The organism is Kitasatospora sp. NPDC056327 (assembly GCF_042261735.1).
Taxonomy (GTDB): Bacteria; Actinomycetota; Actinomycetes; order Streptomycetales; family Streptomycetaceae; genus Kitasatospora.
Map to the genome: position 1 here is coordinate 26,030 of NZ_JBHJRC010000035.1, position 14,495 is coordinate 40,524.

Here is a 14,495-nt window from a genome sequence, read left to right on the forward strand (position 1 = left end):
CGGACGGGTCGGTCGGTCCGGGTCCGGACCGGGCCCGGACGGTCGGATCAGCGGTGGAGGTCCGCGGCCGGCCGCGCCGCGGACCCGCCGAGGGCGGCCAGCACCCCGGCCCCCGCCACGGCCGTCAGCAGCAGCGCCGCGGTCCGGTACCCGTCGGCGCCCGCCGGAGGACCGATCGGCACGGCGGCCAGCGGCAGCACCAGCGCCGCCCCCAGTTGCACCGCCGTCTGGTAGAACCGCACCGCCGTCGCGCGCCGCGCGGGCGCCACCGCGGCGACGGCCCGCATGTTCAGCGCGGCGAAGGCGAACACGAAGCCCGCCTCGACCAGCAGCAGGGTCGGCAGCACCCCGAGCGGGTACTGCCCCGGCGCGCCCCGCAGTGCGTAGAGCGCACAACCGAGGCCCGCCGCCACCGCGCCGGCCACGATCAACCGGTCGGAACCGAAGCGTCCGGTCATCCGCCCGGCGAACGGCAGCGAGACGGCCAGCGGCACGCACGCGGGCAGGAATCCGGCCGCGGTCGCCCAGGGGCCCCAGCCGCGCTCCTCCTGCAACTGGTGGCTCAGGACCAGCAGCAGGCCCAGGTAGGACCCGTTCAGGCACGCCGCGCACACCGCGCTGCGGACCAGCGGACCGTTGCGCAGCAAGGGGACGGCGGAGCTCCCGGCCGCTGGACCGGGGTCCTGCCGGGTCTTCCCCGGCCGGGGCCCGTCGTCCGGGAGGAGCCGCGCCCCGGCGACGAGCAGAAGCAGCGCGGCCGGCGCGGGGAGCACGAGGTCCCAGCGCCAGCTCAGACCGGTGAGCGCCCCGGACGCCAGCAGGCCGGCGGTGAACCCGGCGGCACCGAACAGGGAGTACGTGGAGACCGCCCGTCGCTGCTCGGCCCCCTCGCGGAAGGTCGCAGCGATGAGAGCGAGCCCGGTCGGGGCGGTGAGCGCGGCGCACATGCCCTTGACCGCGCGGGTGAGCACCAGCGGTACGCCGTCATCGACGAGTCCGCCCGCCACCGACGCCACGACGAAGACCAGCAGCGCGGCGAGGTAGACGCGGCGGCGGCCCCAACGGGCGGTCAGCCGCGGGCCCAGCACCAGCAGGGCCGCGAAGCCGAGGGCGAACCCGCTCATCACCCACTGGGTCTGCCAGGGGGACCTGCCGGACTCTCCGCCGAGCACCGGAAGCGCGACCAGCAGGACCGACACCTCCATGGCGTCGAGCAGCATGTTCCCGGCGAGCACCAACAGCAGCGCCCGGTGGCGCGGCGGGGTCACGAGGGTCGCCATCGGCTCAGCCGACCAGGGTGCCACCGCTGGCATCGAGGTAGGAGCCGGTGATCCAACGGGAGTCGTCGCCGGCGAGGAAGGCCACCACGTCGGCGACGTCCCCGGTCCGGCCGACCCGGTTGAACACCGAGTAGGCCGCCATCTGCGCCACCGCCCCGGGGTCGTCGAAGACCGGCGTCCCGTTGTCGGTGATGCCGGGGCCCACGCTGTTCACGGTGATGCCGCGGGGGCCCAGGTGCTTGGCGTAGTGCAGGGTGAGCTGGTCGACGGCGCCCTTGGTCATGGCGTACGCCACTTCCTGCGGGTTGGCGATCCGGGTGAGCCCAGAGGAGATGTTGATGATGCGCCCGCCGTCGGGGATCAGCTGCAGGGCCCGCTGGACGATGAAGAACGGGGCCTTGGCGTTGACGGCAAACAACCGGTCGAACTGCTCGGGGGTGACGTCCTCGGGGGCGATGCCGCCCATGACCCCGGCGTTGTTCACCAGGATGTCGAGCGTCGTCGTGCCGGTGCGCTCCTTGAGGCCCCGTTCCAGGGCGAGGAAGAGTTCGTGGACATCACCGGGCAGGCCCAGTTCGGCCGTCACCGCGAAGGCCCGGCCGCCGTCCTTCTCGATGGCGGCCACGGTGTCCGCGGCGGCCTCCCGGCTGCGCGAGCCGTGCACCACGACCAGTGCTCCCTCCCGGGCCAGCCGGAGGGCGGTCGCCCGGCCGATGCCCCGGGTGGAGCCCGTGACGAGTGCGGTCTTTCCGGTGAATCGGCCCATGGCCGTCCTCCTCCTGTGGGGGGTCTGTCGTGGTTCCGTCGGGTCGGATCCGCCGGAGCCCGGACCGGTGACCGGGCCGGCCGCCGGACGAACGTCCGGGGGCGGCGGGCCGGCCGCCGCCGCGGGGCCACCGCGGTCGAGCCCGCTGATCATGGCGGCGATGTGCGCGCGGACCGGACCGAGCGCGAGCAGTTCCTCGAACACGGTGCGCAGCGCCTCCGTGCGCGAACCTCCGAACAGCAGCAGCGTCTGCGCGTCGATGTTCCCCAGCACCCGTGCACCCAGCGCGTGACGCGTGGCGTGGTACCCGTCGAGCAGCTCCTCGCCGCCCCGTCCGGCGAGCCCGGCGGCGAGTCTGGGACCGAGGTCGGCGGCGTCCTGGAGCCCGAGGTTCAGCGCCTGGCCGCCGACCGGCAGCTGCACATGGGCAGCGTCGCCCGCCAGGAACACCCGGCCCCGGCGGTACTGGGTCGCCTGGCGGCGGGAATTGTGGAGGGCGTGGGTCCAGGACGACCGCGCACCGCCGAGGTTCTCGCCGGTCACCCGCTGCCAGACCTCGCGGATCTCGGGGAAGCCCGGATCCCGCCCGTCCCCGGGCGTGCGGCCGAACTCGTGCACCATGATCCGGGTGACGCCGTTGGCGCCCCGGCGGGCGCTGGCCACCCCGTTCGGGTGCCGTTCGAAGCGCCGGTCGGGGATGTCGATCCCCGCCAGGTCCGCATGCAGCAGTTCCATGGTGGGGCCCGGTCCGCCGAGTTCGAAGCCGGCGAGCCGCCGGACGGCGCTGTTCTCGCCGTCGCAGCCGACGAGGTACCGGGTGTCGAGCCGCAGGCACTCGCCCGCGGGCCCGCGGGCGGTGACCCGCACCCGGTCCTCGCCCGGTTCCACTCCGGTCACCGTGCAACCGCGCCGGATCTCGGCCCCGAGGCCCTCCGCCCGGTCCTGCAGCACCGCCTCGACGCGGGTCTGCGGGGCCACCCACTGACCCGCGAACGGGCTCGGCCCGGCCACCGTCAGATCGAGCCGGATCCCGCCGAAGTGCCCCGGTCCGGCATCCGGCGGCGGACCGAGCCGCTCCAGCAGGCCCCGTTCGGCCAGGATCTCCATCGTGCGGGCGTGCAGGATCGAGGCACGGGACACCGTGGTGGGCCGGGCGAGGCGCTCCAGCACGGTCACCCGCGCCCCGCCGGTGCGCAGCTCCCCGGCGAGCATCAGCCCGACCGGCCCCGCGCCCACGACGATCACATCGGTATCGGTCGCTGTGCTGTCCAGGGGTTCCGGGGCCATGGTCAGCGCTTGTTCTCCGCGTAGTCCTTCGCCAGGCCGAGGGTGGCCCGGCTGTTGGTGCTCAGCGCGGTGCGGACGTACTGCCTGGCGTCCGCCACGCTCGCCCGGGCGCCCAGCACCGCGGCGACGTTCCCGGTGTTGACCACCACCGTGTGCTGCGAGGTCGCGGCCACCCCCCGCTCGTTCGCCGTGAAGCTCCAGCAGCCGGTGTGCAGTGTCATCAGCGCTGGCAGGGTCACCTGCTTGTAGGCGATCCGCCAGTGCGGGAAGGTGACCCGGTACGACTTGGTCGTGTGCGTGGAGCCGTCCCCGGCCCGGGTCTCCATCTCCAGCTCCTGGAGCCCCGGAGTCTCCTCCGTCAGCCGGACGCTCGCCACGTGCGGCAGCCGTTGCGCCCACAGCCCGGCCTCGTTGATGAACGCGAAGACGTCCTCGGCACGGCCGTCGATCTGGACGGTGTCCTCGAACGAGAAGGTGACGTCCGCGGCGAGGTGGGCCAGTTCGACGTTCCGCTTCAGCGCGGCGAGTTCGGTGCGGGAGTTGCGGTCGACGGCCTCCTCGATCCACCGCAGGCCTTCCGGGGCGTCGTCGACCGCCCGGTAGTCGTGCAGCAGCCGGACCCGGGACAGCGTCCCGGAGAGCGGTTCGACGATCCACGCGCCGCCCATGGACGCGACGGGCGGGGTGGACACCTCCTGCCGGAAGGTGATCCGCAGCGCGGCCGGGTCCAGGGTGCGGCGCGAGGTCCACTGCTTGGCCTCGCCGTTGGCGGTGGCCCAGATCCGGATCCGCTCCTCGCCCTCACCGCGCTCCAGGTGGTCGACGAAGACGGTGGGCGGGAAGATCAGGGGCCAGTTCTCCACCTCGGCGATCAGCCGGTAGACGGCCTCGGCCGGGGCCTCGACGGTGATCTCGTGCTCGACCTGTCGGTGCGTCATCTGTTGCTCCTCGGAGGTGTCAGAAGTTGCCCAGTCCGCCGCAGACGTTGAGTGCCTGGGCGGTGATGGAGGCGGCGAGGTCGGAGGCCAGGTAGCCGACCAGGCCGGCGACCTCCTCGGGGGTCGAGTAGCGGCCAAGCGGGATCTTCGACCGGAACTTCTGGAGGATGGCCTCCTCATCGGTGCCGTAGGCCGCCGCGTAGCCCTGCCGCACGCGCTGGGCCATCGGCGTCTCCACGTACCCGGGGCAGACCGCGTTGACGGTGATGCCGGTCGGGGCGAGCTCGTTGCCGAGCGCCTTGGTGAAGCCGACGACGCCATGCTTGGAGGCCGAGTAGGGCGCACCGAGCACCACGCCCTGCTTCCCTGCGGTCGAGGCGATGCTGATGATCCGGCCGCGGTCCCTGTTCCGCATCCCGCCGGTGTTCAGCACCTCCCTGGTCACCGTGAAGACACTGGTGAGATTGGTGTGGATGACGTCGAGCCAGAGTTCGTCCGAAAGGTCGGCGGTGACTCCTCCGCCGGACCGGCCGGCGTTGTTGACCAGGACGTCGATCGCGCCGAAGCGCTCGACCGCCCGGCCCACGAAGCGCCGGACGTCCGCTCCGGACCTGACGTCGCACGGCTCGCCGTCCACCTCCAGCCCTTCGGCCGTCAGCTTCTCGACGGTGCGGACCACGTTCTCCTCGGTGCGGGCGCAGACGAACACCCGGTGCCCCTGCCGGGCCAGCAGCCGGGCCGTCTCCAGGCCGATGCCGCTGGTCGCCCCGGTGACGACCGCGACCCTGGGACTCTGTTCCGTCATGTGTAACTCCTGAACGGTTCGTGGACGGCACGCCGCCGCCCCGGGCACCGAGGGGTCGGCGTCCGGGGCGGCGGCGTGTGTTCGGGGGGACCGGCCTCAGACGGAGCCGGCGGGGACCAGCAGGACGTTGACGGCGTCTATCAGCGCGCGCGGCGTCCTGGCCTCGATGAGCACGTCGTCGTCCAGGGTCACCCCGAACTCGCGCTCGATCCGGCCGCCGGTCTCCAGCATCGCCAGCGACTCGTAGCCCAGCGCGGCGAACTCGTCGTCCAGGATGTCGCCGTCGAGGTCGACGCCCTCCTCCGTGCCCGCGCCCTCACGCAGGATGCGTTTCAGGTCGGCCTCGGTGAACTTCTGTGCAGACATGGTTCGGCTGTCCTTTGCTCTTGGTGGGGGAGGTGGGAGTGGCCGTGCGGTTCGGCGGTGCGCCGCACGGTGATCGGGGCGGCCTAGACGGCGCGGACCACCAGCGCGCTGTTGAAACCGCCCTGCCCCCGCGCGATCACCAGGGCCGACCGGATCTCGGCGGTGCGCTCCGTCCCGACCACCAGGTCGAGGCCGTACTCCTCCAGCGGAGTGACACCGATGGACGGCGGAACGACCCCGTCCCTGATGGCGAGGAGCGCGGCGGCCACGTCCAGCGGTGCCGCGCCGGAGTACAGGCGTCCGGTCATCGTCTTGGGCGCGGTGACCGCCACCCCCCGGGCGCCGAACACACCGGTGATCGTCTCGGCCTCGATCCGGTCGAGCTCCGGGACGGCGGCGGCGTCCGCGAACACCACGTCGATCTCCTCCGGCGCCGTGCCCGCGTCGGCCAGGGCCAGTTCGACGGCCTTGCGCAGCCCCGGGGGCCGTCCGCTGCCCGGCCGGGGGTCCAGGGTGGAGCCGTACCCCGCGATCTCGCCGTACACCTGGCGGGCCCCGCGGGCCCTGGCGTGCCCCAGTTCCTCCAGGACGAGCAGTGCGCCGCCCTCGCCGGGCACATGACCCCGGGCCGCCGCGTCGAAGGGCAGGTACGCCTGCTCCGGGTCGTCGCTGGTGCTCAGCCGGTCGCCGGCCATCTGGGCCACCCAGCCCCAGGGGCAGATCGAGGCGTCCATGCCGCCCGACACCACCAGTCCGGTGCCCTTACGGATCTGGCGCCTGGCCTGGGCTAGCGCGTCCAGACCGCCGGCCTGGTCGCTGACGACCACCCCGCTCGGTCCGCGCATCCCGTGCCGGATCGAGATCTGACCGCTGTTGACGGCGTAGAACCAGGCGAAGGACTGATAGGCGCTGACGTGGCGGCTGCCCTTGCTCCACAGTGCCTCCAGCTCGCGCTGGCCGAACTCGAAGCCGCCCGAGGAACTGGCCGTGATCACCCCCATGCTGTACTCGGGGAGTTCACCCGGGTCGACACCGGCGTCCTCGAAGGCCCAGTCGGCACTCGTCAGGGCGAGCTGCGTCATCCGGTCGGTCTGCGGCAGCAGCCGCCCCGGCAGGTGCTCCTTCGCGACGAACCCGGCGATCTCGCCCGCCAGGGTGGCCGGGTAGGAGGAGGGGTCGAACCGGGTGACGCGGCCGATGCCGCTGGTGCCGCTCCGGGTCGCCGCCCAGTACCCGGCCGTGCCGATGCCGTTGGGGGCGGCCACCCCCAACCCGGTGACGACGGTTCTCTCGGTGCCGGTCATACCGCGCTCCGTTCCGGGCGGGCCAGCACGATCGCGCTCTGGAAGCCGCCGAAGCCGCTGCCCACCGAGAGCACCGCGTCGGTCCGCCAGTCCCGGGCCGTCAGCGGCACGTAGTCCAGGTCGCACTCGGGGTCCGGCACGTGGAGGTTGGCGGTCGGCGGGACGACGCCGTGCTCCATCGCCAGCGCGCTGGCCGCGATCTCGATCGAGCCGATCGCGCCCAGCGAATGGCCGACCATCGACTTGATCGAGCTGATCGGCACCCGGTGGGCGTGGTGACCGAGGCTGCGTTTGAACGCCGCGGTCTCGTGGCGGTCGTTCTGCTTGGTGCCCGAACCGTGCGCGTTGATGTAGTCGAGGTCGCCCGGGCCGAGCCGCGCCTCGTCCATGGCGACCCGGATCGCCTCGGCCATCTCCCGTCCGTCGGGGCGCAGACCGGTCATGTGGAAGGCGTTGCTGCGGGTGGCGTAGCCGGCGATCTCGGCGTAGATCCGGGCGCCCCGGCGCCGGGCGCTCGCCAGTTCCTCCAGGACGAAGACGGCCGCCCCCTCACCCAGGACGAAACCGTTGCGGGTGCCGTCGAAGGGGCGTGAGGCGTGCTCCGGATCGTCGTTGCGGGGCGTGGTCGCCTTGATGGCGTCGAAGCACGCCACGGTGATCGGCGAGATGGGGGCGTCGGTCGCGCCGGCCACCATGACGTCGACCGACCCCTCGCGGATCAGCTCGGTGGCGTAGCCCACGGCGTCGATCCCCGAGGTGCAGCCGGTGGAGACCACGGTGGCGGGGCCCTCGGCACCCACGGCCCAGGCCACCTCCGCGGCGAAGGAGCTGGGCACCAGATAGTTGTAGAGGTGCGGAACGGCGTAGTTGTGGTCAACGAGGGAGAGCCGGCCGCTGTCGCTGACGGTGCGGTACTCCTCGTCCAGGCCCGTCGTGGCACCGACCGCGCTGCCTATCGTCACCCCGGTGCGGTGCGGTTCGAGGGCGGTGAAGTTCAGCCCGCTGTCCGCCACCGCCTCGCGCGCCGTGACGACGGCGAACTGCGCGGCCCGGTCCATCCGGCGGATCTCCTGGGCGCTCAGCCCCAGGTGCTCGGCGTCGAAGTCCACCTCCGCCGCGATCCGGGAGCGGAACTGGCCGGCGTCGAAGAAGCTGATCCGCCGGGTCGCCGTCCGGCCGTCGGTGAGCAGGGTCCAGAAGTTCTTGGTGCCGATGCCGCCGGGCGCGGTGACCCCGATGCCGGTGATGACGACCCGCCGCGCCCCGTCACCGCTCACCGCGGGCTCCAGTGGTAGAAGCGCCGGGCCATGGCGTCGGCGGGCGAACGCCAGCTGACCGGGTCGTAGGCGGTGATGAACGGCTTGAGGTCCTCGCTGATGCCGATGAACCGGGGGTCCGTCCGCGCGGCCTCGATGCGCTCGCCGCCGTCCTCGTCCGCGAAGTCCTGCAGGTGGAAGTAGAGGCCGCGGTACGAGAAGAGCTGCCGGCGCGCGGTCCCCATCCGGTGGGGCATCTCCGTGTCGTCGAACGCCGCGAACAGGCGGGCGACATCGGTGGCCGCGTGGGCTTCCATCCGGGCGACGATCAGTGTGCTGTGCATTCGCATCTCCTTGTCGGGACTAGCGGTTGCGGGAAGGGCCGAACCAGCGCTCCAGTGCCGAGGGCAGGTCGTGGTGGCTCCCGGGCGCGGCCCAGGCCACGTGCCCGTCGGGGCGGACGAGGAGGGCCGACGTCCCGGCGAGTGGGCTCCCGGCGGCCACGCCGTGCGGGGCCGCGGTCACGATGTCGACCCGGTCGGACCAGTCAGCCGCCCTGCCGCGCAGCACCGCGTTGTCCGCCAGGTCGAACAGGACCCCCCGCCCCGCGCGCAGTTCCCCGGTGCTGCTGGTCTTCCGGTGCTCGCCCACCAGCTCCAGGTGCGGCATGCGCAGCCCCAGCAGGGGGTGGCTCCCGGTACCGACGCTGTAGCGGATCTCCAGGCCGCTCACCATGCCGGCCAGGTGGCGGCCGACCTCCTCGTACCGGATGAGCTCGGCCAGGACGTCACGCAGCGGCTGCACCTCCTGGCCGCCGAGGAACAGCAGGCCCTGGGCCCTGGTGTTGAGCATCAGCCGCTCGCCGACGGCGTGCCGTTCCGCGTGGTAGGTGTCGAGGAGCGCCGGCGGGGCGGTGCCGCGGGCCACCGCGGCCAGCTTCCAGCCCAGGTTGACCGCGTCCTGGATCCCGGTGTTCATGCCCTGGCCGCCGGCCGGCAGATGGATGTGTGCGGCGTCGCCTGCCAGCAGGACCCGTCCCCGGCGGTACTCGGTGACGAGCCGGGTCGCGTCGCCGAACGCGCTGACCCACTCGTGCTCGGCGTGCGAGATGTCGATACCGGTGATCCGCTGCCAGGCGGCCGCGACCTCGGCGTAGGACGGCGGCTCGGTGCGGCGGCGGGGCGGGGTCCCGAGTTCGCAGACGATGATGCGGGTGACACCGCGGTCGCCGAGCGGGCCGCACATGACCATGCCACCGGGGAAGGTCTCACCGATCAGCCGCGGTTCGAGGTCCACCCCCTTGATGTCGGCCAGGTACATCTCCAGGGTGGCGGCGGTGCCGGGGAAGTCGAAGCCGGCCGCCTTGCGCACCACGCTGCGGCCCCCGTCGCAGCCGATCAGGTAGGAGGCCGTCAAGCGGGTCTCCCGGCCCCCCGGCATCCGCACCGTGACCTCGACGTGCTCCCCCCGGTCCTGCAGGGAGAGCAGCTCGTGGTCCCGCCGCAGATCGGCACCCAGCTCTCGGGCCCAGCCGTCGAGCACCGCCTCGGTGTCGGACTGCGGCACGGTCTTCGCCGCCTGGTGGACGCTGTCGAGGACACCGAAGTCCACCGGCAGGCCGCCGAAGTGGCCGGCGTTGCTGGTGCCGATCCCGCCGAACCGCGGGAGCAGGCCGCGCTGGTCGAAGACCTCCATCGTCCGGGTGGTGAAACCCAGTCCACGGGATTCGCCGGTCGGTCTCGCCAACCGCTCCAGCACGATGACGTCCACGCCGGCGAGTCGCAGCTCCCCGGCGAGCATGAGGCCGGTGGGACCGGCTCCGGCGACGATGACGGGTGCGTCCATGGACAGGCCCTCCGAGGACTTCGACATGGGGATGGACGTGCGAACGGTGCGCCGGGACATCTCACCGGCGCACCGTCACGGAATAGGGAGTTCGTACCGAACCAACCAGGGACTCCTTTTTTGCGGAACACCCGGCGGCCGGTCGGCACAGAACTGAGGAAGTTATCCAGAAGCTTCTTCGAGGAAGCCCGGGATGTCAACGTCAGTTTTCCGCAGGAACGACAGGAGCGGGTCAGGGAATTGTCAGACCGGGCGGGCGGGCGCGGCGTTCCCGCAGATCAGGCGGCGCCCCGGACCCCGGCACGGGGCCGCGCCCGGTACGGGGAAACGAGGCGGGCGCGGCCCCGTGGCCGCGCCCGCCGTGCCACCCTCCCGACTGCGCCGGTCAGCCGCCACCGCGCCGCGCGCCGAGCGAGCGCCGGACGTCCGCCGCGCAGTAGGAGACCCGCCCGCCGTCGGTACGGCGCCGCCATCCGTGCTGGCTGGCGTACCGGTAGACGCTCCCGGCGGCGATCCCCCAGAGCAGGGCGACGTCCTGGACCCCCAGCCACTGCACGGCCGCCTGCCCGGACTGCGCCCCGGACTGCGCGGGCCTGCCCGTCGGCGCCGCCTGGCCCGACCACATCCACTCCTGGGCGGACCAACGATGCGCGGGATCCGCGTCGCAGGCGACCTCCACGGCCCGCCGCGGCCGGTCCGCGGGCACCTCGGCCGTCAGGGTCCCCGCACAGTCCGCCTCACGGCAGGCCCCGACCCGCACCCGGGAACGCCGGTCCGGATCGATCACCCGGCGGGCCCGCCGCTCCGCGAGCGCCACCTCCCGCGACAACTCGCCCGCGGCCTCGTGGGCGGCCAGCCACCCGGCGTGGCGCAGCAGGAACTCCGCCGTGCCGGCCGCGGTGCCGCGCGGAGCGGCACAGAACCGCTGCCCGACCACCAGTCCCGACCAGGCCCGCAGCATCCCGAGGATCAGGGAACGGACCTCGGCCACCGCCGTGTTGAACGGCATTCCGGGCAGCGCGCCGCCGGACACCCGGTCACGTGGCCGGTCGGCCCCGACCAGCAGCAGAGCGCAGTCGTGGTACAGCCGGGGCAACCGCGTCAGGCCGTCGACGAGCCGGCGGCGGCAGAGCGGACAGAGCCTGGCCCCGGCCACGGCGCGGCCTCTCACGCCGCCCGCCGCCTCACGGGCGCGGCACCCGGCGCCCTCGCATCTCACGGGGCCCGCCGACGGGCCGACCGTCCGATTCGCACCACTGGATTCGCGTGTCATATTCCCCACCGCCTCGGAGGTGGCCAATGTATTTCGCGAATTCTTCGGGGACAAGGAAGGGGCGGGTCCGTGTAATTTATCTGTAGTGGCGCTTCAGTTCTTCTGACGAATTTTTCCGGGAGCCGCCAACAGGGCCCGCGGGACCGGCCGGTCCCGCGGATCCTATTGGTCCTCCGTCGCTCCGTCGGCGATCTTCAGCCGGGTGGCGACACCGTCGAGGACGCAGTCGAGGCCGATCTCGAACTGCCACTGCAGGTCGCCCTTGCGGGTGGCCTCGCCGAGGTAGCGGGCGTACATCGGGTAGCGGCCGGTGCTCACCAGCCAGGCCATCTGCGGGGCGAGACCGGAGCGGGCCTCGTCGTAGCTGGCCCAGCCCCGCGACTCCAGCATCCGGGTCAGGCCGATCTCCGCGTCGAGGGCACCCGAGACGTACGAGGTGACGGTGCTGTAGACGGCCATCGCGGTGTCGGCGTCGAGGTCCTCGGCGCCGAGCGCGGCGAGCGCGGCCTCCGGTACTGCGATCTGGTTGGGGGTCAGGCCGAACCAGCCGACCCGGGTGACCCACGGGTGCCTGCGTCCGACCTCCAGCAGGTGCACGGCGAGTTCCCGCATGACCTGTCGCCAACCGGAGCGCGCCGGGGAGAGGTCCACCTCTCCGTACACGTGGTCGACCATCAGCTCCAGGAGTTCGTCCTTGGAGGAGACGTACCGGTACGCGGCCATCGGCGCCACACCGAGCGCGGTGGCCAGACGGCGCATGGTGACGGCGTCGAGCCCCTCCTGGTCGGCGATCTCCACCGCAGCCTCGGCGATGCGCCGCGGGTTCAACGGGGTGCGGGCCGTCGGTGACGGCCGTTCGAGCCGCTCCCACAGAGTGAGGTTCTCCTTGCCCTTCTCCCTCTCCTTGGCCTTGCTCCGTTCCACCCTGTCCCCAGCAGACATCGGCAGGCTCCTCACAGTCAGTACTGGTGTACGTCGTATCTTGGGTAGACAGCGTACAGCTCGTTGTGTACGTTGTACGTTACCGGCGTGACGCACACAACACCAGGGAGAGGTCCATGAGTGCACAGAACAACCCCCTGCAGGTCGCGGTGATCATCGGCAGCACCCGGGGCGGGCGGTTCGGGCCCGTCGTCGCGGACTGGGTGATCTCGCACATCGCCCGGCGCGACGACATGGCGGCGGACCGCGTCGACCTCGTCGAAACCCCCCTTCCGGCGGTTTTCCCGGACTTCACCAAGCCGCTGCCCGAGGAGGTCGCCACCCAGGTCGGAGCGGTGGCCACCCGGCTCGCGGCCGCGGACGCCTTCGTCATTGTGACCCCGGAGTACAACCACAGCTTCCCGGCCTCGCTGAAGAACCTGATCGACTGGCACAACGAGCAGTGGCACGCCAAGCCGGTCGGCTTCGTCTCCTACGGCGGCCTCTCCGGCGGTCTGCGCGCCGTCGAGCACCTGCGGGTCGTGCTCGCCGAGGTGCACTCGGTCACCGTCCGCAACACCGTGAGCTTCCACAACTTCGGCCAGGTCTTCGACGGCGAGGGCCGGCCGACCGACCCCGGAGCCGACATCGCCGCCAAGGGCCTGCTCGACCAGCTGTCCTGGTGGGGCGGGATCCTGCGGGACGCCAAGGTCACCAACCCGTACACCGTCTGACGCACCACCACGCGTGCCTTGGGGGGCAGCGATGAAGGACCACCGGGCCGGACCGGCCCGACCTGCAGGACCGGCAGGAACCGCAGGACCGGCGGAGCCGGCCGGCTCCGCCGACCGACCGTTGTCACGGCCCGGGCTCTTCGGGCTGATGCTCGGGATCGTACTGGCGACGCTCGACGGACAGATCGTCAGTACCGCCCTGCCCACCATCGTGGGCGACCTCGGCGGCCTGAACCACTTCTCCTGGGTGGTGACGGCGTACCTCCTGGCGATGTCCGCCGCCACCCCGATCTGGGGCAAGCTGGGAGACCTCTACAACCGCAAGGGCGCCTTCATGGCGTCCGTGGGACTGTTCCTGCTCGGGTCGGTCCTGTGCGGCACGGCCCAGGACATGGCACAGCTCATCGCCTTCCGCGCCCTCCAGGGCCTCGGCGCGGGCGGCCTGATGGTCGGGGCGCTCTCGATCATCGGCGCCCTGGCCGCCGCCGAGGAACGCGGACGCATCCAGTCGCTGATCGGCGTGATGCTCCCGGTGGCCTTCGTCGGAGGCCCCCTGCTCGGCGGCTTTCTCACCGACTACCTGCACTGGCGGTGGACGTTCTACGTGAACATCCCCGTCGGCCTGGTCGCCCTGCTGGCCGTCGCCGGCGGCGTACGGGCGGGCCGCGAGCGCGGCACGGGCGGCGCAGGCGGCCGCATCGACTACCTCGGCACGATCCTGCTGACCACCGGCATCCTGGCGATCACGCTGGTGGGCACCTGGGCCGGCAACAGCTACGCCTGGCTGTCGCCCCAGGTCCTCGGGCTCGGTGCGCTGGCTGTGCTCGCGCTCGCCTGGTTCCTCCGGGTGGAACGGCGGGCGGCCGAACCGATCACGCCGCTCGTACTGTTCCGCAACCGGGAGTTCGGCCTCGCCCAGGTGATCAGCTTCCTGGTCGGCGCCACCATGGTCTCGGTACTCAACTACCTCCCGCAGTACATGCAGTTCGTCCAGGGCGCCTCGCCCATGACGAGCGGCATGCTGATCCTCCCGATGATGATCGGGATGCTGTCCGCCCAGTTGCTGACCGGGCGTCTGATCGACCGCGGCGGCCTCGACCGGGTGGTGCCGATCGCGGGCAGCGCCGTCACGCTCATCGGTGCGCTGGTGCTCCTCCTGCTCGGCACCGGGACGCCGGTCGCCCTCGCCTCGGGCCTCACCCTCGTCATGGGTCTGGGCGTCGGCGTCCTGATGCAGAGCACCATGCTCACCACGATGAACAACGCCCCGAAACGCCACATGGGTGCCGCCACCGGAACGGTCACCCTCGCCCGCACCATCGGCGGCTCGCTCGGCGTCGCCGTCCTCGGGGCGGTGCAGGCCGACCGGATGAGCGCGGTGCTCGCCGACCGGCTCGGGGCCGACGCCGAGCGGGGCCTCACCTCGGGCGGGCAGCTCACCCCCGCGATGCTGAAGGACATGACGGCGTCCGTGCGGGACGCCGTCGAGGCGGCCGTCACCAGCGGGCTGCACGGGGTCGTCGTCAGCGCCTCGGTGCTGGCCGTCCTCACCTTCGTCGTCGCCCTGTTCGTCCGGGCCGCCCCGCCCGCCGCAGTGGACGACACGCCGGACCCGGCCCCGGCAGGAACGGCGCCCGCACGAACCCCGCCCGCCGGCTGAGCACCTCCCCCGCGAACGGCGGCGGCAACCGACGGGCCCGGGCCGGACACTGTCCGGCCC

Annotated in this window: 13 protein-coding genes; 2 read left to right on the forward strand and 11 right to left on the reverse strand. The window is 72.5% G+C overall.

Annotated features, from left to right (window positions below; translation table 11 throughout):
* Positions 1-47: 47 nt before the first annotated feature.
* The 11 genes from ACFCX4_RS08100 to ACFCX4_RS08150 all read right to left on the reverse strand — a co-directional run bounded on the left by ACFCX4_RS08100 (position 48) and on the right by ACFCX4_RS08150 (position 12,062).
* Positions 48-1,280 (reverse strand): MFS transporter, encoded by a 1,233-nt coding sequence (locus ACFCX4_RS08100; RefSeq protein WP_376139792.1) that lies wholly within the window; start codon positions 1,278-1,280, stop codon positions 48-50.
* A gap of 4 nt (positions 1,281-1,284) precedes the next feature.
* Positions 1,285-3,333, reverse strand: a complete 2,049-nt coding sequence (locus ACFCX4_RS08105) for an SDR family oxidoreductase (protein ID WP_376139793.1) — start codon at positions 3,331-3,333, stop codon at positions 1,285-1,287.
* Between the two features lie 2 nt (positions 3,334-3,335).
* The gene (locus ACFCX4_RS08110; protein ID WP_376139794.1) at positions 3,336-4,271 is read right to left on the reverse strand and encodes an aromatase/cyclase; all 936 of its coding nucleotides are present in this window, start codon (positions 4,269-4,271) and stop codon (positions 3,336-3,338) included.
* 19 nt (positions 4,272-4,290) lie between these two features.
* A complete protein-coding gene (gene fabG, locus ACFCX4_RS08115; RefSeq protein ID WP_376139795.1) occupies positions 4,291-5,076 on the reverse strand; it encodes a 3-oxoacyl-ACP reductase FabG in 786 nt (261 codons plus the stop codon).
* 96 nt (positions 5,077-5,172) lie between these two features.
* A complete protein-coding gene (locus ACFCX4_RS08120) occupies positions 5,173-5,442 on the reverse strand; it encodes an acyl carrier protein (RefSeq protein ID WP_376139796.1) in 270 nt (89 codons plus the stop codon).
* A gap of 83 nt (positions 5,443-5,525) precedes the next feature.
* Positions 5,526-6,746: a ketosynthase chain-length factor gene (locus ACFCX4_RS08125; protein WP_376139797.1), complete on the reverse strand. Its 1,221-nt coding sequence runs from the start codon at positions 6,744-6,746 to the stop codon at positions 5,526-5,528.
* Complete coding sequence (locus ACFCX4_RS08130) at positions 6,743-8,023, reverse strand: beta-ketoacyl-[acyl-carrier-protein] synthase family protein (RefSeq protein ID WP_376139798.1); 1,281 nt, start codon at positions 8,021-8,023, stop codon at positions 6,743-6,745. The genes ACFCX4_RS08125 and ACFCX4_RS08130 overlap by 4 nt, the downstream gene beginning before the upstream one ends.
* The gene (locus tag ACFCX4_RS08135) at positions 8,020-8,346 is read right to left on the reverse strand and encodes a TcmI family type II polyketide cyclase (protein ID WP_376139799.1); all 327 of its coding nucleotides are present in this window, start codon (positions 8,344-8,346) and stop codon (positions 8,020-8,022) included. Before ACFCX4_RS08135 ends, ACFCX4_RS08130 begins: the two co-directional genes overlap by 4 nt.
* Before the next feature lie 19 nt (positions 8,347-8,365).
* The gene (locus tag ACFCX4_RS08140) at positions 8,366-9,847 is read right to left on the reverse strand and encodes an FAD-dependent monooxygenase (protein ID WP_376139804.1); all 1,482 of its coding nucleotides are present in this window, start codon (positions 9,845-9,847) and stop codon (positions 8,366-8,368) included.
* A 385-nt stretch (positions 9,848-10,232) separates the two neighbouring features.
* Positions 10,233-11,018, reverse strand: a complete 786-nt coding sequence (locus tag ACFCX4_RS08145; protein ID WP_376139800.1) for a hypothetical protein — start codon at positions 11,016-11,018, stop codon at positions 10,233-10,235.
* Positions 11,019-11,282: 264 nt separating this feature from the next.
* On the reverse strand, positions 11,283-12,062 hold the full coding sequence (locus tag ACFCX4_RS08150; protein ID WP_376139801.1) for a TetR/AcrR family transcriptional regulator: 780 nt from the start codon (positions 12,060-12,062) through the stop codon (positions 11,283-11,285).
* Between the two features lie 116 nt (positions 12,063-12,178).
* Between ACFCX4_RS08150 and ACFCX4_RS08155 the strand changes: the two genes are divergently transcribed.
* Positions 12,179-12,775: an NADPH-dependent FMN reductase gene (locus ACFCX4_RS08155; RefSeq protein ID WP_376139802.1), complete on the forward strand. Its 597-nt coding sequence runs from the start codon at positions 12,179-12,181 to the stop codon at positions 12,773-12,775.
* A gap of 148 nt (positions 12,776-12,923) precedes the next feature.
* Positions 12,924-14,435: an MDR family MFS transporter gene (locus ACFCX4_RS08160; protein WP_376139803.1), complete on the forward strand. Its 1,512-nt coding sequence runs from the start codon at positions 12,924-12,926 to the stop codon at positions 14,433-14,435.
* The last annotated feature ends 60 nt before the right edge of the window (positions 14,436-14,495 follow it).